Origin of the sequence: Actinoplanes sp. NPDC051343, assembly GCF_044455125.1 — a bacterium.
In the GTDB taxonomy this organism is placed as follows: Bacteria; Actinomycetota; Actinomycetes; order Mycobacteriales; family Micromonosporaceae; genus Actinoplanes.
Window position 1 is genome coordinate 227627 of record NZ_JBITEL010000006.1, and the last position, 25624, is coordinate 253250.

Annotated in this window: 25 protein-coding genes and 1 pseudogene; 15 read left to right on the forward strand and 11 right to left on the reverse strand. The window is 71.4% G+C overall.

Going from position 1 to position 25624, the window contains the following annotated elements; all coding sequences use genetic code 11:
• Positions 1-18: 18 nt before the first annotated feature.
• Positions 19-1122 carry a ricin-type beta-trefoil lectin domain protein gene (locus tag ACIA5C_RS21240; RefSeq protein WP_396057044.1) on the reverse strand — a complete coding sequence of 368 codons (1104 nt, stop codon included), beginning with the start codon at positions 1120-1122 and terminating at the stop codon, positions 19-21.
• Positions 1123-1802: 680 nt separating this feature from the next.
• Here ACIA5C_RS21240 and ACIA5C_RS21245 point away from each other — a divergent pair.
• The 3 genes and pseudogenes from ACIA5C_RS21245 to ACIA5C_RS21255 form a co-directional block, all read left to right on the forward strand.
• A pseudogene (locus ACIA5C_RS21245) lies at positions 1803-2594 on the forward strand (carbohydrate-binding protein); the annotation flags it as partial.
• Between the two features lie 110 nt (positions 2595-2704).
• Positions 2705-3856 (forward strand): RCC1 domain-containing protein, encoded by a 1152-nt coding sequence (locus tag ACIA5C_RS21250; RefSeq protein ID WP_396057046.1) that lies wholly within the window; start codon positions 2705-2707, stop codon positions 3854-3856.
• A 100-nt stretch (positions 3857-3956) separates the two neighbouring features.
• Positions 3957-4202 carry a hypothetical protein gene (locus ACIA5C_RS21255; RefSeq protein ID WP_396057048.1) on the forward strand — a complete coding sequence of 82 codons (246 nt, stop codon included), beginning with the start codon at positions 3957-3959 and terminating at the stop codon, positions 4200-4202.
• A gap of 119 nt (positions 4203-4321) precedes the next feature.
• Here the strand turns inward: ACIA5C_RS21255 and ACIA5C_RS21260 are convergent, their stop codons facing one another.
• Positions 4322-4984: a helix-turn-helix transcriptional regulator gene (locus ACIA5C_RS21260; protein ID WP_396057050.1), complete on the reverse strand. Its 663-nt coding sequence runs from the start codon at positions 4982-4984 to the stop codon at positions 4322-4324.
• A 67-nt stretch (positions 4985-5051) separates the two neighbouring features.
• On the opposite strand from ACIA5C_RS21260, the gene ACIA5C_RS21265 reads away from it, so the two are divergent.
• The 7 genes from ACIA5C_RS21265 (at position 5052) to ACIA5C_RS21295 (ending at position 11933) form a co-directional block, all read left to right on the forward strand.
• A complete protein-coding gene (locus ACIA5C_RS21265; RefSeq protein ID WP_396057052.1) occupies positions 5052-6353 on the forward strand; it encodes an FAD-dependent monooxygenase in 1302 nt (433 codons plus the stop codon).
• Positions 6354-6414: 61 nt separating this feature from the next.
• Positions 6415-7233, forward strand: a complete 819-nt coding sequence (locus ACIA5C_RS21270) for an ABC transporter ATP-binding protein (protein ID WP_396057054.1) — start codon at positions 6415-6417, stop codon at positions 7231-7233.
• Positions 7230-8048 carry an ABC transporter permease gene (locus ACIA5C_RS21275; protein ID WP_396057056.1) on the forward strand — a complete coding sequence of 273 codons (819 nt, stop codon included), beginning with the start codon at positions 7230-7232 and terminating at the stop codon, positions 8046-8048. Before ACIA5C_RS21270 ends, ACIA5C_RS21275 begins: the two co-directional genes overlap by 4 nt.
• 13 nt (positions 8049-8061) lie before the next feature.
• Positions 8062-9018 carry an ABC transporter substrate-binding protein gene (locus ACIA5C_RS21280; protein WP_396057058.1) on the forward strand — a complete coding sequence of 319 codons (957 nt, stop codon included), beginning with the start codon at positions 8062-8064 and terminating at the stop codon, positions 9016-9018.
• A 5-nt stretch (positions 9019-9023) separates the two neighbouring features.
• Positions 9024-10094: a cupin domain-containing protein gene (locus ACIA5C_RS21285; RefSeq protein WP_396057060.1), complete on the forward strand. Its 1071-nt coding sequence runs from the start codon at positions 9024-9026 to the stop codon at positions 10092-10094.
• 1 nt (position 10095) lies between these two features.
• Entirely contained in the window at positions 10096-10962 is an 867-nt protein-coding gene (locus ACIA5C_RS21290; protein ID WP_396057062.1) for an AAA family ATPase, read from the forward strand.
• Positions 10959-11933, forward strand: a complete 975-nt coding sequence (locus ACIA5C_RS21295; protein ID WP_396057064.1) for an ABC transporter substrate-binding protein — start codon at positions 10959-10961, stop codon at positions 11931-11933. The genes ACIA5C_RS21290 and ACIA5C_RS21295 overlap by 4 nt, the downstream gene beginning before the upstream one ends.
• On the opposite strand, the gene ACIA5C_RS21300 is transcribed toward ACIA5C_RS21295, so the two are convergent.
• Positions 11926-12186 (reverse strand): ATP-binding protein, encoded by a 261-nt coding sequence (locus tag ACIA5C_RS21300; RefSeq protein ID WP_396057066.1) that lies wholly within the window; start codon positions 12184-12186, stop codon positions 11926-11928. The genes ACIA5C_RS21295 and ACIA5C_RS21300 overlap by 8 nt on opposite strands.
• Positions 12187-12422: 236 nt before the next feature.
• Here ACIA5C_RS21300 and ACIA5C_RS21305 point away from each other — a divergent pair, with 236 nt between their 5' ends.
• Positions 12423-12608 carry a hypothetical protein gene (locus tag ACIA5C_RS21305; protein ID WP_396057068.1) on the forward strand — a complete coding sequence of 62 codons (186 nt, stop codon included), beginning with the start codon at positions 12423-12425 and terminating at the stop codon, positions 12606-12608.
• Here the strand turns inward: ACIA5C_RS21305 and ACIA5C_RS21310 are convergent.
• From ACIA5C_RS21310 to ACIA5C_RS21340, 7 genes are all read right to left on the reverse strand, one after another.
• A complete protein-coding gene (locus tag ACIA5C_RS21310) occupies positions 12601-13668 on the reverse strand; it encodes an LLM class flavin-dependent oxidoreductase (RefSeq protein WP_396057070.1) in 1068 nt (355 codons plus the stop codon). The genes ACIA5C_RS21305 and ACIA5C_RS21310 overlap by 8 nt on opposite strands.
• A complete protein-coding gene (locus ACIA5C_RS21315; RefSeq protein ID WP_396057072.1) occupies positions 13665-14984 on the reverse strand; it encodes an LLM class flavin-dependent oxidoreductase in 1320 nt (439 codons plus the stop codon). The genes ACIA5C_RS21310 and ACIA5C_RS21315 overlap by 4 nt, the downstream gene beginning before the upstream one ends.
• Positions 14981-15697, reverse strand: a complete 717-nt coding sequence (locus ACIA5C_RS21320) for an ABC transporter ATP-binding protein (protein ID WP_396057074.1) — start codon at positions 15695-15697, stop codon at positions 14981-14983. The genes ACIA5C_RS21315 and ACIA5C_RS21320 overlap by 4 nt, the downstream gene beginning before the upstream one ends.
• Positions 15673-16500, reverse strand: a complete 828-nt coding sequence (locus ACIA5C_RS21325; protein WP_396057076.1) for an ABC transporter permease — start codon at positions 16498-16500, stop codon at positions 15673-15675. Before ACIA5C_RS21325 ends, ACIA5C_RS21320 begins: the two co-directional genes overlap by 25 nt.
• Positions 16497-17552: an ABC transporter substrate-binding protein gene (locus ACIA5C_RS21330; RefSeq protein WP_396057078.1), complete on the reverse strand. Its 1056-nt coding sequence runs from the start codon at positions 17550-17552 to the stop codon at positions 16497-16499. The genes ACIA5C_RS21325 and ACIA5C_RS21330 overlap by 4 nt, the downstream gene beginning before the upstream one ends.
• 12 nt (positions 17553-17564) lie before the next feature.
• Positions 17565-18053 (reverse strand): flavin reductase family protein, encoded by a 489-nt coding sequence (locus ACIA5C_RS21335; protein WP_396057080.1) that lies wholly within the window; start codon positions 18051-18053, stop codon positions 17565-17567.
• Between the two features lie 97 nt (positions 18054-18150).
• The gene (locus ACIA5C_RS21340; protein ID WP_396057082.1) at positions 18151-19314 is read right to left on the reverse strand and encodes an ROK family protein; all 1164 of its coding nucleotides are present in this window, start codon (positions 19312-19314) and stop codon (positions 18151-18153) included.
• Positions 19315-19447: 133 nt separating this feature from the next.
• On the opposite strand from ACIA5C_RS21340, the gene ACIA5C_RS21345 reads away from it, so the two are divergent.
• From ACIA5C_RS21345 to ACIA5C_RS21360, 4 genes are read left to right on the forward strand one after another with little or no spacing between them, the layout of a single operon-like run.
• Positions 19448-20650, forward strand: coding sequence for an MFS transporter (locus ACIA5C_RS21345; protein ID WP_396057084.1), 1203 nt, complete (start codon positions 19448-19450; stop codon positions 20648-20650).
• A gap of 35 nt (positions 20651-20685) precedes the next feature.
• Positions 20686-23580 (forward strand): AAA family ATPase, encoded by a 2895-nt coding sequence (locus tag ACIA5C_RS21350; protein WP_396057086.1) that lies wholly within the window; start codon positions 20686-20688, stop codon positions 23578-23580.
• 48 nt (positions 23581-23628) lie between these two features.
• A complete protein-coding gene (locus tag ACIA5C_RS21355; protein WP_396057088.1) occupies positions 23629-24072 on the forward strand; it encodes a MarR family winged helix-turn-helix transcriptional regulator in 444 nt (147 codons plus the stop codon).
• The gene (locus ACIA5C_RS21360; RefSeq protein WP_396057090.1) at positions 24069-25175 is read left to right on the forward strand and encodes an FAD-dependent oxidoreductase; all 1107 of its coding nucleotides are present in this window, start codon (positions 24069-24071) and stop codon (positions 25173-25175) included. Before ACIA5C_RS21355 ends, ACIA5C_RS21360 begins: the two co-directional genes overlap by 4 nt.
• Here the strand turns inward: ACIA5C_RS21360 and ACIA5C_RS21365 are convergent.
• Positions 25091-25603 (reverse strand): pyridoxamine 5'-phosphate oxidase family protein, encoded by a 513-nt coding sequence (locus ACIA5C_RS21365; RefSeq protein WP_396057092.1) that lies wholly within the window; start codon positions 25601-25603, stop codon positions 25091-25093. The genes ACIA5C_RS21360 and ACIA5C_RS21365 overlap by 85 nt on opposite strands.
• Positions 25604-25624 lie beyond the last annotated feature (21 nt).

Genomic DNA, 25624 nt, shown 5'->3' on the forward strand with positions numbered 1-25624 from the left:
GCGGGGGCGGCCGCCGGCTCAGACCCGGGACCATCGTTGGTTGGCGGCGGCGGTGCAGGTCCACAGCAGTACGGCGGTGCCGTTCGCGGTGGCGTTGTGGTCGACGTCGAGGCACAACCCGGAGGCGGCGCCGCGGACCGTGCCGTCACCGTTGAGCGTCCATTGCTGGTTGGTGCCGCCGTTGCAGTCCCACACCTGGGCCTTCGTGCCGGCCGTGGCGTTGACCGGCGCGTCCAGGCACTTGCCGAGGACCTGGATCGACGTGCCGTTGACGGCCCAGCGCTGGTTGGCGCCGCCGTTGCAGTCCCAGATGACCGGCTGGGTGCCGTTGGCGGTGTTGCTGCCGGGTAGGTCCAGGCAGCGTCCGGAGGCCGCGCTGACCAGGGTTCCGGCCGGTGTGCTCCCGCCCGGGTCGCCGATCGTGCCGGGCACCGACCGCAGCGCGGCGTACCAGGTGGCGGCCATCTTGTCGTAGCCGGCGGCGGTGGGGTGGATGCCGTCGGTCAGGTCCGCGGCGGTGAGAGCGGCGTGCATGTCGACGAGATGGACCCGCTTGCCGGCGTTCACCTTGCTCTGCACGATGCCGGGCAGGGCGGCATTGAAGGTGCGGACGGCGGCCTCCTGGCTCGCCGAGGCCAGCGGAATGATCGTCGCCACGAAGACGTCCGCCGCGGGTGCGCCGGCGGTGATGTGATCGATCAGGGTGGACAGCCGGCCCGGCGCCCCGGCCACGTTGTAGTTCTGAAGTATGTCGTTGGTGCCGATGTGCAGCAGCACGGTGCGCGGGCCGGCGGTGCTCAGCCACCCGGCGATGTTGGCGTCGATCTGGTCGATCCGCCATCCCGGGTGGCCCTCGTGGTCGTGATCGCCCAGGCTCGCCGGGCCGTTGTACTGGGTGCCGGCGAAGTCGACCCGGTAGCCGCCCGCGGCCAGGCGCTGCCACAGGCCGATGCGGTAGCCGCCGGGCACCTGGGTGCCTTCGGTGATGGAGTCGCCGAGCGGCATGACGCGAACGCCGCCGTTCGACTCGGCCACCGCCGGCCCGGCCCCCGTGACCACGCCGGTCAGGGCGACGACGGTGGCGAGTACGGTGCCGAGGGCGAGCCTTCTTGTTCTGCGCATGCGTGCTCCTGTGGTCGATGGTGGGTCCGCCGGGCCGGGCCGGTTGCGTCAGGAGCTGTTGTTGCCTTCATTCCGCTCCCCGGTGATCCGGCCGGTCAAGGTGCCTAGGCATAGGCGGGAGTGAATGGGAGCGCTCCCCGGCAGGACCGTCATGTTGCCAGCATGTTTCGGATCCTTCAATACGTCATTCGCCTGATGAGTCGGGCCGGTGATCCCCCATAGCACCTGTTCACGCTGATGGTGGCCGGGCGGTCGTGGCGTAACCAGTATTCAGCATCCGAATTTTGCGCGATCTGATACGAGAGCCGGCGTCGGTGAATATCCGTTATCCGGATCGGCGCGGATTGGTCACGTCTTGAATCTGCGGGAAACGGCCCGGCAAGATTGGCCGACGCGAATGGAAGCCTCCCCATCTTCCGCGCTGAACCGCCCCGCTCGGCATCGGCCGGCCGGGGCACTTCCCTGGTTCCTCCCGGAGGAGATGACCCCGTGAAACGTCTGCAATGGCTCGCAACGCTCATGGTCGTCGCCTGGATCCTTCCGCTGCTGTGCCTGCCGGCCCTGATCCCCACTCTGGGGCGACGCCGGCCCGGGCCGACAACCCGATCGTCCAGACATCTGCACCGCTGATCCGGCGCCGCTGGACCGATCACGGGTCTCCACTGAACCTGGCCAGTTTCCCGCTGACCACCGCCGGGTTCGGCACCCGCACCGGTGACGCCGGCCGGCCCACGCTGTTCGAGGAGGGGCCGTGGGTCTACAGGCGCAACGGCCTCTACTACATCGTCTTCGCCGCGAGATGCTGCTCGGAATTCATCGCCTGCTCCAGCGCGCCCGGCCCGACCGGCCCCTGGACCTGTCGCGGCACCATCATGCCGACTCCGGGCAGCAGCTTCACCAACCACCCGGGTGTGATCGACTTCAACGGCGGTTCGTACTTCTTCTATCACAACGGAGCCCTGGCCGGCGGCGGTGGCTACACCCGATCGGTCGCCGTCGAGAAATTCAGCTACCGCAGCGACGGAACCATCCCCACGATCAATATGACTTCGGCCGGGGCGCCGCAGATCGGCACCCTCGATCCGTACGCCCGGCGGGAAGCCGAAACCATCGCGTGGGAGTCCGGCGTGGAGACCGAGCCGTCCGGCGAGGGTGGCCGGGACGTCGGCTACATCGACAACGGCGAATACCTTAAGGTCAAGGGTGTGGCCTTCGGCAGCGGGGCGGCCTCGTTCACCGCACGCGTCGCCTCCGGTAGCGGCGGCGGGCGCATCGAGGTGGGCCTGGACAGCCCCACCGGCACTCTCGCCGGCACCTGCACGGTCCCGGGCACCGGCGGCTGGCAGAACTGGACCTCGGTCACCTGCCCGACCGGCGGCGCGACCGGGACCCGCGACCTGTACCTGCGGTTCACCGGCGGCAGCGGTTACCTGATGAACGTCAACTGGTGGCAGTTCAGCCCGCAGTCCTGACGGCCGGACCGGAAGGCGAAATTTCGAAAACCTCATTGTTGCTGGTCAATGTATTTAGTCCGATGTTATGAATCGACAATCCACCGCATCGATTCTTTGGGGTACTACTCATGCGCAGATTTCCCGCCGTCCGTCTGAGAACGCTCCTGCTCGCACTGCTGTCCGGGATCGCCGCCCTGGCCGTCACCGGCACGGCCGCCCAGGCCGCCGGTCCGTCCATCGCCGCAGTCAGCTCCGGTTACGGCCACACCTGCGCGGTCCGCACCGACGGCACGCTCTGGTGCTGGGGCAGCAACGGCACCGGTCAGCTCGGCCTCGGCAGCACCACCGACGCGACCAGGCCCGCACGCGTCGGCACCGCCGCCAACTGGGCCGCCGTCGACGGCGGCACCAGCTACACCTGCGGCGTGCAGACCGACGGGACCCTGTGGTGCTGGGGCAGCAACAACCGGGGCCAGCTCGGCGACGGCACCACGACCAGCCGGAACGCCCCGGTGCGGGTGGGCACCGCGAGCAACTGGGCGAGCGTCAGCGCCGGCGACAGCCACACCTGCGGCGTGCGGACCGACGGCACGCTCTGGTGCTGGGGCTTCAACCGGCTCGGACAGCTCGCCCGCGACTCGTCCACCTGGTACGCCACCAGCCCGCTCCAGATCGGCACCGCCACCACCTGGGTGAGCGTGACCACCGGCTTCGCGCACACCTGCGCGATCCGCACCGACGGCACCCTCTGGTGCTGGGGCGACAGCACGACCGGCCAGCTCGGCATCGGCAGCCTGAGCTACTCCATCACCCCGACCCAGGTCGGCACGGCGACCAACTGGACCGGCGTGACGGCCGGATACGCGTACACCTGCGGCGTCCGCGGCGACGGCACGCTGTGGTGCTGGGGTGAGAACGGCTACGGCCAGTTGGGCGCCGACACCACGTACCAGACCACGCCGCTGCAGGTCGGGGCCGCCACCACCTGGGCCCGGGTGAACGCCAGCTTCAACACGACATGCGCCACCCGCAGCGACGGGAGCCTGTGGTGCTGGGGCAACAACATGAACGGCCAGGTGGGCAACGGCACCACCGCCAACCAGTACGCCCCGGTCCAGGTCGGATCGTCGGGCGCCGCCTTCGTCACCGGCTATCACACCTGCGCCGGACGCACCGACGGCAGCCTGTGGTGCTGGGGATACAACTGGGCGGGTCAGCTTGGTGACGGGACCACCATCACCCGCTCCGCTCCGGTGCAGGCCGCCTTCGCGGCGCAGTAGACGACGGCGTAATTCGGCCGATCGGGCGCCGGGACGGAGCCCATGCCGGAATAGTCTTCCGGCATGGCCACCGTCCGCGTGACCGATCGGCCGCGCCTGGTTGCGATCCGGGCGGCGGCTCTGTTCGACGGCTCTGTTCGACGGCTGGTCGGGGACGCTGCTGGCCGAGCCGACGGTGGTGGTCGACGGTTCCACCGTGATCACCGTCGGGTCGGCGATCGACGCACCGGACGGTGCCGTGACCGTCGACCTGGCCGGTGCCACGCTCCTGCCCGGCCTGATCGACACGCACGTCCATCTGGTGTCCGACCGCCACGAGCAAGGGCCGGCTGGCGCCGGGTTATGACGCCGACATCCTCGCGGTGGACGGCGACCCGCTGGCCGACCTGTCGGCGCTGCACCGCATCCGCGCGGTCTTCCTCCGCGGCGGGCGGATCGACCTGCGCTGAGGCGCCGGTGGCGGGGTCAGCGCGTCGAACGCACCCGGGACGGTGTGCGGCCCCACCAGCGGCGGGCGCAGCGGGTCAGCACGGCCGGCTCGGCGAAGCCCAACCGGGCGCTGATCGAAGTGAACGGCAGGTCGGTGCCGGTCAGCAGCTCGCGGGCCCGCTCGCGGCGGACGCAATCCAGGATCTCGGCGAAGGTCAGGCCCTCGTCGCCGAGGGCGCGCTGGAGCGTACGCGGATGGACCGCGATCGACCGCGCGAGCTCGCCCAGGGTGGGTGCCGGTCCGCCCGGCCACCCGGTGCGGAGGCCCGGCCCGGTGCCGCCGGTCAGGCGCTCGGACAGTACGGTGCGGACGCGCCAGGCCAGCGCCGAGCGCTCGACGTGGCCGACCGGCGCCGATAGCACCCCGGCGGGCAGTCGCAGCAGGCCGACCGGGCGCCCCGGCCGCACCCGGGCGCCGAACCGTTCCACCCAGCTATGCAGGTCGGCGGCGGGAAACGGCAGGTCGACCGAGCGCACGCCGTAGTCGCCGGCCAGGTGGCGGAGACGGCGGTGCAGGTCGAGGAGGGCGCGGCCCGGTTCGCGTACGCCCGAACGCAGCCGCAGCCCGACCACCTGGCGCGACCCCTCGGGGTCGTCGACGACGTCGAAGGGCGCGCCGGTCAGCTCATCCGCGATCACGTCCCCCAAACTATCCGCCGCGCACGATCAAGGACGTGGTGGAGGCCGGGGCCTAACTTCGGGAACCGTGAATACCGAAGTGATCATCGTCGGGGCGGGGCCGGTCGGCCTGCTGGTCGCCGCCGAGTTGCGGCTGGCCGGCGTGGACGTCGTCGTGCTGGAACGCCTGGCCGAGCCGAACCCGCACCCGAAAGCGCTCGGCCTGCACGCCCGGACGCTCGAACAGCTGGCCATGCGCGGCCTGGCCGAACCTTTCCTGTCCGGCGGCGTCAAGGTGCCGGCCTGGCACTTCGGCTTCCTCGAGCAGCGCCTCGACCTGACCAGGATGGACACCCCGTTCCCGTTCATGCTGGCCTTCCCGCAGCACCGCACCGAGGCCCTGCTGGCCGGGCGCGCCCTCGAGCTCGGGGCGCGGATCGTCCGCGGCGCGGCGGTGACCGGCGTGATCCAGAGCGGCGACCGGGTTCGCGTCGACACCGACGGGCAGAGCTGGGAAGCCGGCTGGGTGGTCGGGGCGGACGGTGCCGGCAGCACGGTGCGCAAGGCGGCCGGGATCGGCTTCCCGGGCACCGACGCCGACACCTTCGCCTACCTCGGCGATGTGCACGCCGACGCGCCGCCGGCGCCCGGCTACGGGATGCAGAACGAGCGGGGCGCGCTTATCGTCGCGCACCTGCCGGGCGGGCTGCTGCGGTTCACCGGGTTCGACCCGTTGCGGCAGGACCCGGCGAACCGCGAGCTCACGATGGAGGAGCTCGGCGAGACGGTGGAACGCATCTCGGGCGTGGAGTTCGGTCTGCGCGATCCCGAGTGGCTGACCAGGTTCGGCAACGCCACGCGGGTCGCCGCCGACTTTCGCCGCGGCCGCGTCCTGCTGGCCGGGGACTCGGCGCACATGCACTTCCCGGCCGGCGGCGTCGGCCTCAACCTGGGCCTGCAGGACGCGATGAACCTCGGGTGGAAGCTCGCCGCGGTCGTGCAGGGCCGGGCCGCGGACACGCTCCTGGACACCTATTCCGCGGAGCGCAGGCCGTGGGCCGCGGACGTCGCCGAGCACACGCTCGCCCAGACCGCGCTGATCACGGCGACGAACCCGACCGGGCAGGCCCTGCGAGCCCTGCTGAGCGGTCTGGTCCGTACGCTTCCCGACCTGTCCCTGGTCCTGGCCCGGCGCCTGTCCGCGTTGGACGTCCACTACCCGGCTCCGGGCGCCCATCCGCTGGTCGGCACCCGGGTCGCCGATGCGCTTCTGCTCGAGGGAAAGCCGCTGGTCAGCGGCCGAACCTTGATCCGGCCGGACGGTTACGTCTGGTGGGCGACCGAGGGGGAGGACAACCCACCCGACCTGGGCGTCACCTTCCGCGACTGACCCGGCGGCCATGTGGTCCGACCCTTGTGAACGGCAATGGTCATACCATATGGTCGATGCCATGGCGGTCACGGATGTTACGGACGTGAAGTTATCTGGAAACGATCACTTGTGCGCCGAGGACGTGGAGATCGTTTATGCGGGGTCGCGGCGTGATGCCACGACCACGTCCGCCGTGGACCGGGTCAGCCTGGCCGTCCGGCGCGGCGAATTCGTCGTCATCGTGGGACCCTCCGGCTGCGGCAAGACCACGCTGCTGAACGCCGTAGCCGGCTTCATCGCCATCAACGGCGGCGCGCTGACGCTGGACGGCGCGCCGATCACCGGGCCGTCGCCCCAGCGCGCGATGGTCTTCCAGCAGCCGAGCCTGCTGCCGTGGCGCACGGTGCTCGGCAACATCGCGTACGGCCTGGACCTGGCCCGGCAGCAGCCGGCGGCCGACCGCCGGGCCCGGGCCACCGAACTGCTGCACCTCGTCGGTCTCGGCGAGTTCGGCGCCCGCTATCCGGGCCAGCTCTCGGGCGGGCAGCAGCAGCGCGTCAACCTGGCCCGGGCGCTCGCCGTCCGGCCGTCGCTGCTGCTGCTCGACGAGCCGTTCGCCTCGATCGACGCGCAGACCCGCGAGCAGATGCAGGCCGAACTGCTGCGGATCTGCGCCGAGGAGGCGGTGACCGCGCTCTTCGTCACCCACGACATCACCGAGGCGGCGTTCCTGGCCGACCGCGTCATCGTCTTCGGGCCGCGCCCGGGTCGCATCGTGCGGGAGGTGACGGTGCCCTTCCCGCGGCCCCGCGAGGCCGCGCTGCGGCGCGACACCCGATTCGCCGAGGTGGTCGAGGAGATCGCGACCGCGCTCTACGCGTCGGAGGTGCCGCGATGACCGCGCTCTCGACCCGGGAAACCACCGCGATCACCCCGGCCAGGAAGGGCCGGCGCGACCGCACCGGCCAGATCCTGTACGGGACGGCCGCGGTCGTCGTCGTGCTCGCGGCCTGGCAGATCGTCGCCGCACTGCGCATCAAGCCCGAGGTGATCCTGCCCGGCCCGCTCGACGTGGCCGACGCGTTGAAGCAGCTCTTCAGCACCAGCGAGATCTGGACCGACCTGGGCACCAGCGGCTCCGAGATGCTCTTCGGCCTGCTGCTGGCCACGGTCGTCGGACTGCCGGCCGGCCTGCTCATCGGCTGGTACCGCCGCCTGTCGTGGGCGCTCGGGCCGTTCGTGTCGTTTCTCTACTCGACGCCGCGGATCGCGCTCACCCCGTTGCTGATCGTCTGGTTCGGCATCGGGCAGACCTCGAAAATCGCGATCGTGTTCCTGATGGCCGTCTTCCCGATCGTCATCAACGTGACCACCGGCATGCAGAACCTCGACCCGGCAATGCTGCGGGTGGCCCGGCAGTTCGGGGCGACCGACCTCCAGGTCTTCACCACGATCGCCCTGCCGGGGACGGTTCCCTACATCATCAGCGGGCTGCGCCTCGCGGTCGGGCAGGCGCTCATCGGCGTCTTCGTCTGCGAGCTCTCCGGCGCCACCCACGGCATCGGCATGCTGATGAACAACGCCGGTCAGCAGTTCCAGACGCCTGTCGTCTTCGCCGGCGTCATCATCTTCGCGCTGACCGGTGTCCTGATCTCCTGGTTGCTGCGGCTGCTCGAGCGGTCGGTGGCCGCCTGGCGCCCCGATCCACACTGAGAAAGGCGTCTCGATGCTCAGAAAACTGGTCGCGGCGGCGGCGATCCTCTCGCTGGCCGCCTGCGGAAGCAACAACGGGCCGGGCGACGGAGGCACCCTCAAGGTCAGCTTCAGTGAGGTCGTCGCGGACGAACTCCCGCTCTGGATCGCGCAGGACTCGGGCCTGTTCGCCAAGCACAACGTCAAGGTCGACCTGACCAACCTGTCCAGTTCGGACGGCTTCCCGGCGCTCATCTCCGGCCAGACCCAGCTCGCCTCGATCGGCGCCTCCGAGATGGTCTCGGGCGCCGCGTCCGGCGCCGACGTCAGCTACATCGCGACGCTCACGCCGGTCTTCCCCTACCAGCTGTACTCGAAGGTGCCCGCCGGCCAGTTGCGGGGCAAGAAGATCGGCATCACCTCGACCAGCGGCTCGCTCTACATCGCGACCCTGCAGGCCCTGCAGCAGCTCGGGATGACGACCAAGGACGTCCAGCTCATCACGCTCGGCTCGGTCACCAACGTGAACAACGCGCTGGTCTCCGGCTCGATCGACGCCGCACTCTCGCACCCGCCGGGCTCGGCCAAGATCGAGGCGGCCGGCTACCGGCCGGTGCTCGACCTGGCCAAGCAGAAGATCCCGACCTCCAACGTCGGCATCGCGGTGCTCAAGTCGTACGCCAAGGGGCATCACGCCCAGGTGCAGAACTTCATCTCGGCGCTGCTCGAGGCGATCGCCCGGGAGAAGTCCGATCGGGCGTACGCGATCTCCGAACTGAAGACGCACCTCAAGGTCGACGACCAGAAGGCGCTGGACGAGACCTACCAGTTCTATGCCCAGGAGGTGCTGCCGGCGGTTCCGACGCCGACCGTGCAGCAGCTGGCCACGTCGCAGACCGTGCTCGGCGCGGCCAACCCGAAGGTCAGACAACTCGACCTCAGCACGATCGTCGACACCTCGTTCGTCAGCTCGGCCGGAAACCAGGGGTAGGCCACATGGCATCGCGTACCACCACCGAAACCACCCACTACCACGTGCAGAAGCGGCGCCGGGCGGCGTTCCTGGACGAGTGGAAGGGCTACCAGAAGACGGTCCGGAGGGCCGACGAGGTCGGCCTCTCCCGCACCTCCCGGCGTACGCGGGTGGGCGTCTACACCGGCATCGACGGCGACCAGCCGACGCGGTCGATGGACGCGCTGGTCCACGAGATCGACCCCGGCGTCACCTCGACGATCCACCGGCACTCCTGGGACGCCATGGTGTTCGTGGTCGCCGGTCGCGGCTGGACCGAGATCGACGGGCAGCGCATCGAATGGGGCCCGGGCGACTCGCTGCACCTCCCGGCGTGGGCCTGGCATCGCAGCGGCAACGACTCGGCGGGCATTGTCCGCTACATGACGTTCTCCAGTGAGCCGATGCTGGCCACCATGGGCATGTCGGTCATCGATGACCGCGGTGACACGCCGTTCGGTGAATTGCCGGGACGACCGCCGTTCTCCGAAGGGGTCGACGGAGACGACGCGTACGCGAGAAGGCTGCGCCGCATCCACCGTGACCAGACCGCCCGGCGCTCGGGCCGCCTGCATACGAATTGGGATGAACTCGAGCTCCTGCCGACGCCGCGGGGCACGCGGACCACGTTCCTGCTCGACCGGGCGATCGGCTATCAGGCGTCGGGCATCACGATGGCGATGTTCGAGATCGGGCCCGGCCGCGGGCAGTCGATGCACCGGCACCCGGGCGAGGCGTGGCTCTACGTCGTCGAGGGCGAGGGCCACAGCTACCTCGGCACCGAACCGACCGGCGGCGTCGACCACCCGTGGAAGCAGGGCGACCTGATCGTGGTCGACCACTTCCTGTGGCACCAGCACTTCAACGACTCGCAGACCAACACCGCCAAGGTCGTGCGCGTCCACATGTTCGACAGCCTGCTCGAGACCATGCGGGTGCTGATGGACCCGATGGTGCTGTTCGAGGAGCCGCCGGATGCGATCCGCGACGCCCAGGCCGGGAACTATCACGACATTGTCTGGCCTGCAGTCGTCCGACCGGTCTGGGAGCGCTGACGTGCCGGTTGCCCTCCCGCCGGGCGTGCTGTCGCTGCACGCCCTGCCGGCCGACCACCACGACGGGCCGTGGGACCACATCGTCACCGCGCCCGGCACCAAGCAGCGCCTGCTCAACCAGGCGCTGCTCACCCTGCGGCACGGGCAGCGGCTGGCCGCGCTGGCCGGCCTCCCGCACGGCCTCATCATCCTGGCCGGGCCGCCGGGAACCGGCAAGACCACACTCGCCCGCGGCCTCGCCCAGGCCGCGGCCCGGGCGCTCGCCCCGATCGGCGCCACTACGTACGCCGAGATCGACCCGCACGCCTTCCCGAGCGAACTGCTGGGGGAGAGCCAGCGCAACATCACCCGGTTCCTCACCGACACCGTTCCCGAACTGGCCTCCCGGCGGCCGCACCTGATCGTGCTGATCGACGAGGTGGAGAGCCTCGCGGTCAGCCGGTCGGCGGCCTCCTTCGGCAGCAACCCGGTCGACGTGCACCGGGCGACCGACGCGGTGCTCCTCGGGATCGACCGGCTGGCGCAGGCCTGTCCGCGGCTGCTGTTCGTGACGACGACCAACTTTCCGTCCGCATTGGACGATGCGTTCCGGTCCCGGGCCGATCTGGTGCTCACGCTGGATCTGCCGGGGGAGGAGACGATCGCGGCGATCCTCGGGCACGCGCTCACCGAACTGGCGGGGCTGTGGCCGGGCGTACGCGACCTCTCGGGTGACGTCACGCTGCACCGCAAGCTCGCGGCGGCATGCGCGGGATGGGACGGACGCCGCGTGCGTAAGCTGGTTCTGTCGGCGCTGGCGCAGCGCCGAGAGGTGACCGACGATCCCAATCGGCTGACTGCCGACGACCTTCTGGCGGCGATCGGGTGAGACTTTCGCTTGCGTGCGGCGACTATGACCGCACACGGCCGCTCATCGACGGCACGGTTCGGCCGAACGGCCTCGAACTGACGTGCCTGCCGATGCCGGTCGAGGAGATCTTCTTCCGGATGGCCCGCTTCCGCGAGTTCGACGCGGCCGAGTTGTCGCTGGGCAGCTACCTGGTTTCGCGACCGCTGTCCGGCCCGTTCGTCGCCATTCCGGTCTTTCCCTCGCGGTCGTTCCGGCACAGCGGGATCTACGTTCCCGTCGACAGCCCGGCTTCCTCGCCGTCCGACCTGGCCGGGAAAACCGTTGGGCTGGCCGAATATCAGCTGACCGCCAACATCTGGATCCGTGGGATCCTGGCCGAGCGGCACGGGTTGCCGGTCGAGGCGGTGCGCTACCGGACCGGCGGCCTGCACGCGCCCGGCCGTCCGGAAAAGCTCGCGGTCTCCCTGCCGCCCACCATCGACATCGCGCCGATCGGCGCGGGGGAGACCCTCTCCGACCTGCTGGCGGCCGGTTCGATCGACGCGCTCTACACCCCGCGTACGCCTCGTGCCTACGTCGAAGGACGCGCCCGCCGGCTGTTCCCCGACTTCCCCGCGGTCGAGGAACAGTATTTCCGCGACACCGGCATCTTCCCGATCATGCACGTGGTGGTCCTCCGCGCCGACGTCTATCAGCGGGACCGCTGGATCGCCCGGTCGTTGCTGGACGCCTTCGTGCGGGCCCGGCAGATCACGCTGGACGGGATGGCCGAGACGGCGGCGCTGCGCTACATGCTGCCGTGGCTGGTGGCCGACGTGGAGCACGCCCGGAGCGTCCTCGGCGACAACTATTGGACCTACGGTCTGCCGGGCAACGAGGCCGCCCTTTCGGCTCTGGTGGGATACGCCCATTCGCAGGGTCTGATCGACGGCGTTCCGGCGCCCGCCGACCTTTTCGCCCCCGAGACCCTCGCCGACACCGTCATCTGACGACGACCGTCGGCCCACCGGGCGGGCTGTCCACGCTCATCGTCCCGTCCAGGGCCGCGACGCGGCGGGCCAGCCCGGTCAGCCCGCCGCCCGTGGGGCCGGCGCCTCCGGTCCCGTCGTCGCGTACTTCAACCGGGACCCTCGCTGCCGTCCGGGTCGTACGCACTGCGATCCGGGCGGCGCCCGAGTGCTTGATCGCGTTGGTGACGGCCTCGCAGACGAGGAAGTAGATCGCCGCCTCCGGGCCACGCACAGCGTGCTCACCGGGGCGGGCACCACCACCCGCGGCGGCGAGTACATCTTCGCGCCGACGTCACTGAGCCCGGGCGGCGCGTGCATCGAGACGACCACGGCTTACACCCCCAGCGGGCCGCTGGTGTGGGGCTGGGACTGGTGCGGCGGGCGGTCACGGGCCGGCAAGACCATCGCTATCGACAGCACCTTCCTCGCCCGGTACACGACCACGGTGAACGGACTGCCGGCGTCGACATGGCCGGGAAGACGTTCGACGCCAGCTCCATCACAGCCGAGCTCAACGGCAGCTGGGCCCTGGCGACGCCGGCCAACTCGTACGACTACGGCAACCCGCCGCCGTCCGGGAGCAGCTTCCAATGCCCCCGGCTGACCCTGGCCATGAACAGCCCGAACAATCACTGGAGCGCCCACATCAGCTGATCAGGGCGCCGGCCCGGAGGCGGCCGATCAGGGCGTCGCCGACCCGGGCGGTCTCCTCGCGGTAGGGGGTGTCGGACAGGACGAAGTGGTCGATGCCGAGGTCGGCGTATTTGCGGAGGGCCGCCGCCACGTCGTCGGGCGAGCCGACCAGCCAGGTCGTACCCGCACCGCCTCCGCCGTGGCGGCCCGGGGCGGTGTAGAGGCAGCTGTCGAGCACGTCGCCGCGTTCGGTCAGGTCGAGCAGGCGCTGCTGGCCGACCGCGGGCCCGCGCCGGCGGAAGACGCCGGCCTGGCCCTCGAAGCCGGCCTGGTCGGCCGCCGAGGACATCGCCGCCACCTTGGCCTCGGCGTCGCGCCAGGCCTCTTCCGTCGTGTCGCGGACCAGCGTCGTGATGCGCAGGCCGAACTCCAGCGGCGGCAGGTCGCGGCCGAGGTCGGCGCTGAGGCGGCGCAGGCGGTCGATGCGCTCGGCCACGCCGTCGAGCGGCTCGCCCCAGAAGAGCTGGACGTCGGCCTCGGTGGCCGCGACCTTCTCCGCCGCCGGGGACGCGCCGCCGAAGTAGAGGCGCGGGCCGGTGCCGTGCGGGTGGGGCACCACGGTGGAGTCGGTGACGTGGAAGTGCTCGCCCGAGAAGGTGACGCGCTCGGACGTCCACAGCAGCCGGGTGAGGCGCATGAACTCCCTGGTGCGGGCGTACCGCTGGGCCTGGTCGCCCTCGACGTCGCCGTAGGCGGCCAGGTTGTCCTGACCGCTGACGATGTTGATGAGCAGCCGCCCGCCGCTCAGGTGGTCGAGTGTCGCCGCCGAACTGGCGAAGTGGGCCGGCTGCCAGTAGCCCGGCCGGATGGCGACCAACGGCCGGAACGTGGTCGTGCGGGCGGCAACCGTCGCGGCGACCGTGAACGTGTCCGGCCGGCCCCAGCCGGTGCCGAACAGCGCACCCTCCCAGCCGTGCTGTTCGGCGATGCGGGCGAGTTCGACGCTGTCGTCGACCGTGGCACTGTCGTCGCCGCGATGACCTGGCGCGACCGTGTTCGGGATGTACCAGAGGAACCTCACGCGAGGGCCCCTTCCAGTGCGGGCCGCGGCAGGCCGTAGTGCTCGCGCAGCATCGTGCCGGTGTATTCGGTGCGGAAGAGCCCGCGTTCCTGCAGGATCGGCACGACCTTGCCGGCGAACGCCTCGATGCCGGAGGGGAGTACCGCCGGCATGATGTTGAAGCCGTCGGCCGCCCCGTTCTCGAAATAGTGCTGGATGGTGTCGGCGACCTGAACGGGCGTACCGGTGAAGGTCCGGTGGCCGCGGCCACCGCCCAGTTTCCCGATGAGCTGGCGGACGGTCAGGTTTTCTCGCCGCGCCCAATCGACGATGAGGGTGCGGCGGCTCTTCGCGCCTTCGATCTGCTCCTCGCCCGGCAGGTCGTCCGGGAGGGGACGATCGAGGCTCAGCAGATCCGGGTCGACGCCGAGCGTGTGCGCGATCGTGGCCAGCGCGTACTGCGGCGCGATCAGCCGATCCAGTTCGGCCTCGAGCTCCCGCGCCTGCGCGGGCGTGTCGCCGATGACCGGCACGATGCCGGGGAGAATCACGACGTGGTCCGGGTTACGGCCCAAGGCTGCCGCCCGCCGCTTGAGGTCGGCGTAGAACGCCTGGCTCTCGGACAGGGTCGGCTGCGCGGTGAAGACCGCCTCGGCCCACTTCGCGGCGAAGTCCTTGCCGTCCTCCGACGAACCGGCCTGCACCAGCAACGGATGCGCCTGCGGCGAGCGCGGCAGGTTGAGGGCGCCGTCGACGCGGAAGAACGCGCCGCGGTGGTTGATGCCGCGTACCCGGTCGGTGCGGGCGTGCACGCCCGCCTCCTTGTCGGCGACGATCGCGTCGTCGGCCCAGCTGTCCCAGAGCCTCGTCGAGACCTCGAGGAACTCGTCGGCACGCTCGTAACGGGCCTTGTGCAGGGGCTGGTCGTCGAGGCCGAAGTTGCGGGCGGCCGCCTCGCCGGCCGTGGTGACGATGTTCCAGCCGGCCCGGCCGCCGCTCAGGTGGTCGAGCGAGGCGAAGCGACGGGCCAGGTTGTAGGGCTCGTTGTAGGAGGTGGAGGCGGTCGCGATCAGGCCGATCCGGCTGGTCGTCGCCACCAGCGCGGCCAGCAGCAGCGTCGGCTCGAGCTTGCCCGCCGGGCGGCGCCCGGGATCGCTCCACAGCACCGGGCTGTCGGCCAGGAAGACCGAATCGAACTTCGCCTCCTCGGCGATTTTCGCCAGATGTTGGTGGGCGGCGAGCGAGAGGTTCGCGTACGGGTCGGATTCCGGCAGCCGCCACGACGCCTCGTGGTGGCCGGTGTCGTGCAGGAACAGGTTGAAGTGCAGTTGCCTCATCGGTGATTCTCCTCGTTCACGCCCAGCTTGTTCAGCAGGAAGGCCCGCAGGTCGGCGGGCGAACCGTCCACCGGGACGTCGGCGCGCACCACGCCGCCGTCCAGCAGGATCACCCGGTCGGCGAGCTCGATCGCCTCGTCGACGTCGTGGGTCACCAGCAGCACGGCCGGCTTGTGTACCTCGCAGAGCTTGCGGAGCAGGGCGTGCATGCGGATGCGGGTCAGGGCGTCCAGGGCCCCGAACGGCTCGTCGGCCAGGAGCAGCTGCGGTTCCCGTACGAGCGAACGCGCGAGCGACGCGCGCTGCTGCTCACCGCCGGAGAGTTGATAGGGCCACGCGCGCTCCCGTCCGGCCAGGCCCACCTCCTCGAGGGCCGTCCTGCCCAACGCGACGGCGTCCTTGGCCCGCAGGCCGAAGACCACGTTGTCGAGCACCCGTTTCCACGGCAGCAGCCGGGAATCCTGGAAGACGACCGAGACCGCCTCCGGCACGACGATCCGGCCGTGCCCGGCGACGTCCCGGTCGAGCCCGGCCAACGCCCGCAGAAGCGTGCTCTTCCCGGTGCCCGAACGCCCGATCAGGGCCACGAACTCGCCTGCCGCGATGTCCAGGTCGAGTCCGTTGAGGACACCGCCGTTGCGGTTGAAACTGCGGTGCAGATCGCGGACCTGGACGGCCGGTTCGGTGATCACCCCTCCAGCGTGCGGCGCCATGCGAGGACCTTCCTTTCGGTGCGGCGTACGGCGGTGTCGGCGAGAAATCCGAAGATGCCGTAGATGACCAGGCCCACCACGAGGACGTCGGTCTGGCCGTACTCCTCGGCCAGCGTCATCATGTGGCCGACGCCGCTGGTGGCGTTGTACTGCTCGACGACGACCAGGCCGAGCAGCGCCGAGGTGACCGCGAACCGCATGCCGAGCAGGAAGCCGGGCAGGGCGCCGGGCAGCACGATGTGGCGGATGAACTCGGCGCGCCCGATCCCGATCGTCTCGGCCAGTTCGGCGTACTTGCCGTCGATGCTGCGCAGCCCGTTGTGGGTGTTCACGTAGACGGGAATCATGCTGATCAGCGCGATCGTCACGATCTTCATCTCCTGGCCGATGCCGAACCAGGCGATGAACAGTGGGATCAGCGCCAGGGTGGGCACCGAACGCTTGATCTGGATCGGGCCGTCGATCAGTGTCTCGCCGATCCTCCACAGGCCCGAGAGCACGGCCAGCACCGTGCCCCCGAGCACCCCGAGGGCGAGGCCGGCCCCGGCCCGGCCGAGCGAGGCGAGGATGTCGCCGAGCAGGTCGTGCTCGGTCCATTGGGTCTTCAACGCGATCGCGACGTCCCACGGCGCGGTCAGGACCGACGGGCTGATGAAGCCGGCCTTCGAACCGATGGACCAGACCGCGAGCAGGAGGGCCGGGCCGATCCAGAAGGTGAACCGGCGCCGCCGGCCGGGGCCGAGCCTCCGGCGGAGGACCCGATCGGTCCCGCGCGCGGGCGGCGCCTGCAGAGTGAGCGTCATGACGCATCACCGGTCACCACTCGGTCGCCCGCGGCGGCCGCCTCGACCTGCTCGAAGCGGCGGTCGGCGAGGGTGCTGACGTCGAGCTTCCGGTGGTCCTGCTCGGCGGCGAGCAGGTCGGCGGTCGCCTGCAGCCGGGCTTGGGCGGCGTCCCACGATGCCGGGATGCCCACCTTGCCGTGCACGTCGAGGTAGGCCTGGGCGGCGGCCGGGCTGAGGCCCTGATTGCCCTCGAGGTACGCCTTCGCGTACTCCTGCGGGTGCTCGTTCTGCCACAGGAGCGCCTTGGTGCGCACACCGACGTACGTCTTGAGGGCCGCCGCCTTGGCGGGGTCCTGCACCGCCCTGGTCAGGCAGTAGAGGGTGGACGCGTCGTCGCGGATGCCGGTCGCGATCGCGCTGCTGCCCGGATATTTGCCCAGGTAGGTGGCGACCTGCGTGGTGCCCAGCGGGGCGACGTCGACCGCCTTGCCGCCCAATGCCGTCATGTAGGTGTCGCCGGTGCTCGTCATGTCGATGAGCTGGACGTCCTTCTGGGTCAGGCCCGCCTTCTGCAGCACCCGCAGCACGAGCGCACCCTGGGCCTGGCCCGCGCTGTACGCGATCTTCTTGCCGCGCAGGTCGGCCAGGGAACTGATGTGCCGGCCGGGGGCGACTCCCAGTTCGTACGTCGGGAACTTGAGCGGATCGACCGTGACCGCCTGGAAAACGATCTTCGTCGCGGTGCCGGTCCACGCGGCGAACAGCGACGGGATGTCGGCGACCGAGCCGCAGTCGAGCTTGTTGCCGCGGAACGCCTGGATGCTCTGCGGGCCGCCGCTGATGTTGGCCCACTCGATCCGGACGCCGGCGTCGGTCAGTTCCTTGTCGAGGCCGGAGGCCTGGAGGTCGGCCTGGATGGCCGGGTCGCCGATCCGGATCACGGTGCCGGTCGGTACCTGTGCCGGCAGGGCGGCGCTCAGGTCGAGGGTGGCTTTTCCGCCCGAGTGCGAGCAGCCGGCCAGGAGAGCCATCAGGGCGGCGGCTCCGGCTATGGATCTGCGAGAAGTCATGACCTTCCTTCGTCAGAGGGCGTGGTAGGTGCCGTCGTGGTAGAGCAGGGGCCCGGCGCTGTCGTTCAGGCCGGCCTCCTCGATGCGGCCGACGATCAGGTGCGATCCGCCGGCCGGGTGGCGGTGCTCGATCGCGATGCGCAGCCAGGCCGCGGCGTCGGTCAGGACGGGCTCCCCGGTCGGGAGGCGATCCCAGTTGGTCGGGGCGGCGAACCGGTCGATGCCGCTGGTGGCGAACGTCTGCGCCAGCCCGGCGTGACCGGCGCCGAGCAGGTGGACGACGGCGGTGCCGGCGTCGCGCAGGTGCGGCCAGGTGGACGCGGTGGCGGCGATGCTGAAACAGAGCAGGGGAGGCTCGGCCGACAGCGAGGCGAGGGAGGTGACGGTGACCCCGGCGGGGCCGTGTCCGGCGTCGACGGTGACGACGGCTACTCCGGCGGCGTGCCGGCGGAAGACCTGCCGGAACCGGGCGGCATCTACTTGCCAGGCGACTGCGGTCATGCGACTGCCTCCATCCGATCGGCCTGCTTCTATGTCGGCCGATCCAAAATCCATACTATGCATATAGGATTTGAAGGCAAGATTGCACCGGACTGAATTAAGTCCGGGCCGGGACCGGGCTCAACGGAGCGGCGTAGACGCGGTCAAGGGCCACCGCCCCGCCGGCTACGGCCAGGACGTCACCCGGGAAGCTGGTCGGCCGGATCACCTCGGCCGCCGCCTCCCCGGCCTCTTCGCGGAGCGCGGCCAGGCAATTCGGGAACCGGTTAAGGGCGGCCTCGGTCACGATCATGACCTCGGGATCGAACAGGTCGAAGAGCAGACCGGCCGCCCGCCCGGCGGTCCGCGCACGCTGAAGGAGCAGGCGGGTCGCCCTGCGGTCCCCGCGGGTCGCCGCATCAAGCACGGTGCGGACGTCGGCGCGTCCGGTGCCGAACCGGCGCACGAGCGTCTGGTCGGAGACCGCGGCCTGCAGGCATCCGGTGCGGCCGCAGGCGCAGGTCGCGTCGCAGCCCTCGATCGGCAGGTGCGCGACAGTGCCCGCGGCCGAGCGCGGACCCTGATGGATGATCCCGTTCGCCGAGAAGGCGACGTCGACGACGCTGCCGACGAAGAGGTGCACGGCGCTGCGGCGAGCGCCCGAGGCGGCCCGGCCGAAGAGTTGCTCGGCTTTGAGCAGGGCGCGCGAGTTGCTGTCGATGCCGACCGGCAGCCCGGTGGCGTCGGCCAGCACCGCCGCGAGCGGCACCCGGTGCCAGCCCAGCAGGTGGTGTTCGACCAGTACGCCGTTGGCCGCGTCGACCCAGCCGCCGGTCGCGACGCCGATGCCGAGGAGGCGGCGACCCTGTGCCAGCCCGGCGATCCGCGACCTCAGCGACCCGAGAACGCTCGCCGGATCCCGGCGGCCGTGCGGCTCCTGACGCTGCTCGAGGACGCGTCCGCGCAGGTCGAGCCGGGCCACCGTGGTGTGCGCGACCGCGATGTGCACCCCGATCACGCCGGGCGCGTCCGGCTCGATGTCGACCGGCACGTGCGGCCGCCCGGTTCCCGGCGGGCCGGCCGCCTCGGGCACCTCCCGCACCAGCCCCTCTCGCACCAGCGAGGTCACCAGCCCGCTCACCGAGGCCGCCGACAGCCGGGTGGCCCGCGCGACCGAACTCCGGGCCACCGGACCGTGGTCGAGGATCGCCCGCAGCACCGCCCCGGCCGAGTCGGTGACCGGCGGATCCGGCCGCGGCGGCAGGTCGCGGCGCCGGGTCATTTCGCGACAGTAACGCCGGCCCGTCCGCCGACCGGAGAAACGTAACGAGTCGTTTCCAGGTCGGTAAATCTGAGGTAGCCCATCCGGCAGTTGCCTCATCCGGACCGCCGGGCCTTAGAACGACGCTGAGGCCATGAACATCGGAAAGAACCGGCCGCTGCGGAAGCTGCTCCTCGCCCTCGCCGTCTCCCAGCTCGGGGACTGGCTCTACAACCTGGCCCTGGTCGCCTTCGTCTACGACCGCACCCACTCGGTCACCTGGACCGCGCTCACCACCGCCGCGCGGGTGGTGCCGATGGTGCTGCTCGGCCCGCTCGGCGGTGTACTGGCCGACCGCTACGACCGTCGCCGCCTGATGATCGCCTCGGATGCGGTCCGCCTCGCGACCATGCTGCTGCTCGCCGTCGTGGCGACGACCGGCCTGCCGATCCTGCTCGCCCCCATTCTCGCCGCGGCCTCCACCGCCGCGTCCAGCGTCTATCCGCCCGCCGTCGCGGCGACCGTGTCCCGCATGGTCGGCGACCGGGATCTGCCGGCCGCGACCGCGGCCCGCTCGATGATCCAGTCGGCCACGGTGATCGCCGGACCGGCCGGCGGCGCGCTCCTGCTCGCCCTCGGCTCCCCGGCCCTAGCCTTCGGCATCAACGCGGCCAGCTTCGCCGCCTCCGCTGTCGTCCTTCTGACGCTGCCCGGCGGCGCGCTGTTCGCCCCGGGCGGCCGGAGCGCCGGCGAGGCCGGCCTCCGGGCCGGCGCGCGAGCACTGTGGACGAACCGCCTCGCCTCCCGGTTGGTCGGCGCCGACATCCTCTGCAGCCTGCTCTACGGCGCCCAGACCGTGCTCCTGTTGCTGCTCGGCCACCGTTTCGGTCATGGCGACGCCGGCTACGGGCTCCTTCTGGCGGGCTACGGGGTGGGCGGGCTGGCCGGGGCCGCTCTCGCGGCGCGGCTGGCTTCCGTACGCCGGCCCGTCGCGGCCGTGGCCACGACACTGCTCGTGGTCGCGACGTGCTCGGGGCTGTTCGCGGTCGTGCCCTGGTTTGCCGGTGCGGTCGCCCTCGCGGTGCTGGTCGGGGGCGGTTCCGTGGTGGTCGAGGTGCTCACCGACACGCTGCTGGCGCGGTCGCTGGACGAGGCGGTGCTGGCCCGGGCGTACGGGCTGGCCTATCCGGCGAGCATCGGCGGGATCGTCCTCGGCTCGCTGATCGCGGCGCCCCTGGTCGCGGTGGCCGGGCTCGGCGGAGCGTTGATCGCGGTCGGTGCGCCGGCCGCCGCGTACGTCCTGATCTTCGCCCGACGGACCGGCTCCTTTCCCGCCGTCGCATCGTCGGGTGCCTGATAGCGGGGCGGTTCCGCCCGCCCTAGCCTGGCGATGTGAATCGCGCCCTGGAGAGCCCGGTTCTGGTCGGCCGGCGCCGCGAGCTCGAGCGGCTCTCCGCCCTGCTGGATCGTGCCGCCGCCGGAGAACCGGTGGTGGCGCTGGTCGCCGGGGAGGCCGGCGTCGGCAAGTCCCGGCTGATCCGCGAGGTGGCCCGCGACGCCTCCCGGCGCGGCCTGCGGGTGCTGATCGGCGGCTGTGTCGAACTGGGCGGCGAGGGCATGACACTGGCGCCGCTCGTCGACATGCTCCGCAGCATCGCCCGCACCGTCCCGGCCGACCACCTCGACGAGTGTTTCGGCCCGGCCCGGCGCGAGTTCGCCCGGCTGCTGCCCGAACTCGATCCGGGTGGGGCCACCGGCGCGGCCCCCGACGGCTCGGCGACCCAGCTCTACGAGCACGTACACGGGCTGCTCACCCGGCTGGCGGCGAGCCGGCCGACGCTGATCGTGGTGGAGGACCTGCACTGGGCCGACCGCTCGACCCGCGACCTGATCGTCTTCCTGGTGCAGACCCTGCGCGAGCTCGGCGTAATGCTGCTCCTGACCTACCGCTCGGACGAGCTGCACCGGCGGCACCCGCTGCGGCCGCTGATCGTCGGCTGGGAGCGGATGCGGGCGGTCCAGCGGGTCGAGATCGGACGGTTCAGCCGGGCCGAGGTCGCCGCCCAGCTCCGGGCGATCCGCGACGACCCGCCGCCGTCCGCGTTCGTCACCGTGGTGTTCGAGCGCTCACAGGGCAACGCGTTCCTGGTCGAGGAGATCCTGGCCGCGGTCGACGGGGGCGCCGATCCGGGCGACCTGCCGCCGTCGCTGCGCGACGTGCTGCTGGCCCGCACCGACACCGTCTCCGAGGATGCCCAGCGGGTTCTGCGGGCCGCCTCCGCGTCCGCACCGCGGGTCGAGGAGCGGCTCCTCGAGGCGGTGGCCGGGCTCGGCGAGGACCGGCTCTACCCCGCGCTGCGGGAGGTGGTCGAGCACCATCTGCTGGTGGTCGACCCGACCGGCCGCGGTTACGCCTTCCGGCACGAGCTGACCCGCGACGCGGTCTACGACGACATGCTGCCGGGGGAGCGGGTGCGGTTGCACGCCGTCTACGGTGCGGCTCTCACCGGCGACCCGGCGCTGCTGGGCGACGACAGCGCGGTCGCGGCGACGCTCGCCCATCATTGGTACGCCGCGCTCGACCTGCCCCGGGCGCTGGCCGCGTCGGTGCAGGCGGGGCGGCAGGCGGTCACGGCGTACGCCCCGGCCGACGCCCTCCGTCATCTGGAGCGGGCGATGCAGATCTGGCCACGGGTGCCGGACGCGCCCGAACGCACCGGCGTGCCGTGGCTCCGCCTGGGGCTGATGGCCGCCGACGCCGCGTGGGCGACCGGGGAACTGAGTCATGGCTTGTCCATCGTGGACCAGATGCTCGCCGATCTCGGTCCGGCCGCCGACCCGTTGAGCCGCGCCCAGGCCGTGGAACGGCGGGCCTCCCTGCTGCGGTCGCTCGGCCGGGACGCGGAGGCGGTCGACGAGCTGTCCGCGGCGCTGGCCGACCTGCCCATGCCGGTGGTCACGACCACCCACGCCGCGGTGCTGGCCTCGCTGGCCAACTCGCTCATGCGGACCAATGACCTGGCCGGGGCGGCGCGGACGGCCCGGCGGGCGGCCGGAGCAGCGGCCGAGTCCGGGGCTACCGCCCAGCAGGCCGACGCGCTCGCGACTCTGGGCCTGTCGACCGGATACCTGGGGGACGCGGCGGGCGGCCTGGCGGCGCTGCGCGAGGGCATCGCGCTGGCCGAGCGGCAGGAACTGCACGACGTCGCCCTGCGCGGTTACATCACGTTGTCCGACGTTCTGGAGATGCTCGGCCGGCATGCGGAGGCGGCCGACGCCGCCCGCGTGGGCGCCGCGCTGGCCGCCCGGCTGGGCTACGCGCGATCGCACGGCGCCATGGTCGTGGGCAACCTGGCCGAACCGTTGATGCGGCAGGGGCAGTGGCGCGCGGCGATGGACCTGATGACCGAGTCGCTGGCCGACGACCCGAGCGGCGTCTTCGCCAGCACACTCCTGCTCCTGCGGAGCGAACTGTTGCTGTGGCAGGGTGACGTCGCCGCGGCCGAGCGCGACCTGCGGGAGGCTCGCCGCCAGTTCGGCACCGGCACCGACATCCAGTTCACGCTCCCGATGATGTTCATCGAGGCCTGCGTCGCCGGTGACGCGCCGGCGGCGCGCCGGGTGCTCGCGCCGCTGGCCGAGGTGCCGCTCGACGGTCTCGCCGTCCGCTACGTCTGGCCGCTCGTCTGGCTCGGCGCGCGGGTCGGGCTCCCGTCGGCCGGCGAGATCTCGGCGAAGCTGCCGGCCGACACCCCGCCCGCCCGGGGTTACCGGGCCCTGGCCACTGCCGAAGCGGCCGGGGCCGACGCCGGGGCCTGGCAGCGGGCGGTCGAGGCGGTCCGGACCGCCGACGAGGCCTATCCCCTGTGCTACAGCCTGTTCCGGCTGGCCGAGGCACAGGTTGCGGCGGGCTTCGCCGAGGCGGCCACCGCGACCGCCCGCGAATGCCTCGCCCTCGCCGACGACCTCGGTGCGACCGTCGCCGCCGACATCCGCGACCTGGGCCGGCGGGCCCGCCTGCACATCGAGCCGGCCGCGCCGGCTGCACCCGACCCGCAGCCGGAACTGAGGTTCCGCCTCACCGACCGGGAGCGCGAGGTGCTGGCGCTGGTCGCCGAGGGCCACTCCAACGGCCGGATCGCCACGGCACTGTTCATCAGCCCCAAGACGGCCAGTGTGCACGTCTCCAACATCCTGGCCAAGCTGGGCGTGACCAGCCGCACCGAGGCCGCGACGACGGCTTACCGGCACGGGCTGCTCTCCGTCGCCGGCTCGATCGGCGCGTGACCGGAATCATTGGCCGCCGACGCATGCAGGGTCATATAAATTTGAAGTATGAGGTCTGAGGCGCGGCTGGCCAACGACGCCTGGGAGGCCCTGCTTCGGGCCCAGGCGACGCTCGCCCGGGAGTTCGAGTTCGCCGGCGACTGGGGTGACCTGCCGGCCCGCGAGTACGGCGTGCTCTATGCGCTGTCGAGCGCGCCCGACGGCCTGCGGATCACCGAGCTGATCGACGACGTGCTGCTCACCCAGGCCGGCGTCTCGCGCATGGTCGCCCGCCTCGAGAAGCGGGGACTGGTGGGCCGCCGCGACGACCCGGACGACGCCCGGGCCTGCCGCATCGTGCTGACCGACGAGGGTCGGGCGACTCAGCGGCGGCTCGGGCTGGCGCACGCCCGGCACGTCACCGAGGCGATGACCCGGGCGCTCAGCCGCGAGCAGCTGGAAACGTTGCGGGAACTTTCCGCGGCACTTCTGCGGGAAGCCCGCAGGGCATGATCGTCGTCATCGGGGGTGGGCAGGCCGGCCTGTCGGCCGGCTATCACCTCAAGCGGCGGGGGCTCGACTTCGTCATCCTGGACGCCGGCGCGCAACCGGGCGGCGCCTGGAGTCATCGCTGGGAGTCGCTGCGGATGGCGACCGTGAACGGCATCTTCGACCTGCCCGGCTTCCCCAGGCCGCCCCTCGACCCGCATGAGCCGAGCCGCACGGCGATCCCGCGCTACTTCGCCGATTTCGAGGCCGCCAACCACCTGCCGATCTTCCGCCCGGTCACGGTTTCGAGCGTGCGCAACGCGGGGCGCAAGCTGGTCGTCGAGTCCAGCGCCGGGGAATGGACCGCTGACGCGATCATCAACGCCACCGGTACCTGGACGAACCCGGTCCGGCCGCACTACCCCGGTCAGGAGACGTTCCGCGGACTCCAGCTGCACACCCACGACTACGTTGCCCTCGACCGGTTCGCGGGCAAGCGGGTCGCGGTCGTGGGCGGCGGCATCTCGGCCGTACAGCAGCTGGAGGAGATCTCCCGGGTCGCCACCACCTACTGGTACACCCGGCGGGAACCGGTCTTCCGCTCCGGCGACTTCGAGCCCGAGGTGGCCGGCCGCGAGGTCATCGCGAAGGTGGTCGCGGACGTCGAGGCGGGCAACCCGACCGGAAGCGTCGTCTCCTACACCGGCCTCGCGTGGACGCCCTACGCCGTGGCCGCGAAGAAGCGGGGTGCCCTCGAACGCCGCCCGATGTTCACCGCGATCGAGCCGGGCGGCGTCCGCGAGGCCGACGGTTCCTTCACCGCCGTCGACGTCATCCTGTGGGCGACCGGCTTCAAGGCCGCCCTGTCGCATCTCGACCCGCTCGGGCTGCGCAACGAACGCGGCGGCATCGGGATGACCGGCACCCAGGTCACGAGCGACCCGCGCATCCACCTGATCGGGTTCGGGCCGTCCCAGTCGACCGTCGGCGCCAACCGGGCCGGCCGCGAGGCGGTCGGCGCCCTCGTCAGATATCTCCGTCGTCAGAGATCGCCGTCGTCCGAGGACCGGGCCATTGCTTTTTCCGCCAGCTCGGCGAGGAACCGGGGGATGCGGCCGCCGCCGTAGTCGAAGAACCGCGCCCACGCCGGCTCGATCGTGATGCGGACCATCTGCGGGTACATCTGCCGGACCGCGGCCTCGAACTCGGTGACCGCCGACCCGTCCATCGCCTTGGTGGTCGCCATCAGGTACTCCTCGGGGATGCCGTCGACGGTCTCCAGCGTGGCGCGGCCGCGGAGGAGCACCGACTTCGCGTCGGCCGGCGTGTCACCGCCGTCGACCGTGATCGCGACGTCGGGCCGGTCGGCGAGCGCCCGCACCTTGGGTGCGCTGGTCGCGGTGCAGATGACGACCGCGGAACCGGTCCAGTAGAAGCCGACCGGGACCACCCGCGGCAGGCCGTCGGTGCCGTTGTAGGCGAGATGGCACAGCGTGGAGGTCGTTAGCAGGTGCCGGGCCTCGGGCTGGGCGAGTTCGTCGGTGACATCGCTCATGTGTTCGCTCATGCCCCGGGG

Excerpts from the sequence above, each read along its gene's own strand:
- ACIA5C_RS21240 (WP_396057044.1), bottom strand. The coding sequence starts at position 1,122 with ATGCGCAGAACAAGAAGGCTCGCCCTCGGCACCGTACTCGCCACCGTC.
- ACIA5C_RS21250 (WP_396057046.1), top strand. The coding sequence starts at position 2,705 with ATGCGCAGATTTCCCGCCGTCCGTCTGAGAACGCTCCTGCTCGCACTG.
- ACIA5C_RS21270 (WP_396057054.1), top strand. The coding sequence starts at position 6,415 with ATGGCGGTCACGGATGTTACGGACGTGAAGTTATCTGGAAACGATCAC.
- ACIA5C_RS21275 (WP_396057056.1), top strand. The coding sequence starts at position 7,230 with ATGACCGCGCTCTCGACCCGGGAAACCACCGCGATCACCCCGGCCAGG.
- ACIA5C_RS21280 (WP_396057058.1), top strand. The coding sequence starts at position 8,062 with ATGCTCAGAAAACTGGTCGCGGCGGCGGCGATCCTCTCGCTGGCCGCC.
- ACIA5C_RS21285 (WP_396057060.1), top strand. The coding sequence starts at position 9,024 with ATGGCATCGCGTACCACCACCGAAACCACCCACTACCACGTGCAGAAG.
- ACIA5C_RS21305 (WP_396057068.1), top strand. The coding sequence starts at position 12,423 with ATGGCCGGGAAGACGTTCGACGCCAGCTCCATCACAGCCGAGCTCAAC.
- ACIA5C_RS21315 (WP_396057072.1), bottom strand. The coding sequence starts at position 14,984 with ATGAGGCAACTGCACTTCAACCTGTTCCTGCACGACACCGGCCACCAC.
- ACIA5C_RS21320 (WP_396057074.1), bottom strand. The coding sequence starts at position 15,697 with ATGGCGCCGCACGCTGGAGGGGTGATCACCGAACCGGCCGTCCAGGTC.
- ACIA5C_RS21325 (WP_396057076.1), bottom strand. The coding sequence starts at position 16,500 with ATGACGCTCACTCTGCAGGCGCCGCCCGCGCGCGGGACCGATCGGGTC.
- ACIA5C_RS21330 (WP_396057078.1), bottom strand. The coding sequence starts at position 17,552 with ATGACTTCTCGCAGATCCATAGCCGGAGCCGCCGCCCTGATGGCTCTC.
- ACIA5C_RS21335 (WP_396057080.1), bottom strand. The coding sequence starts at position 18,053 with ATGACCGCAGTCGCCTGGCAAGTAGATGCCGCCCGGTTCCGGCAGGTC.
- ACIA5C_RS21340 (WP_396057082.1), bottom strand. The coding sequence starts at position 19,314 with ATGACCCGGCGCCGCGACCTGCCGCCGCGGCCGGATCCGCCGGTCACC.
- ACIA5C_RS21345 (WP_396057084.1), top strand. The coding sequence starts at position 19,448 with ATGAACATCGGAAAGAACCGGCCGCTGCGGAAGCTGCTCCTCGCCCTC.
- ACIA5C_RS21355 (WP_396057088.1), top strand. The coding sequence starts at position 23,629 with ATGAGGTCTGAGGCGCGGCTGGCCAACGACGCCTGGGAGGCCCTGCTT.
- ACIA5C_RS21360 (WP_396057090.1), top strand. The coding sequence starts at position 24,069 with ATGATCGTCGTCATCGGGGGTGGGCAGGCCGGCCTGTCGGCCGGCTAT.
- ACIA5C_RS21365 (WP_396057092.1), bottom strand. The coding sequence starts at position 25,603 with ATGAGCGATGTCACCGACGAACTCGCCCAGCCCGAGGCCCGGCACCTG.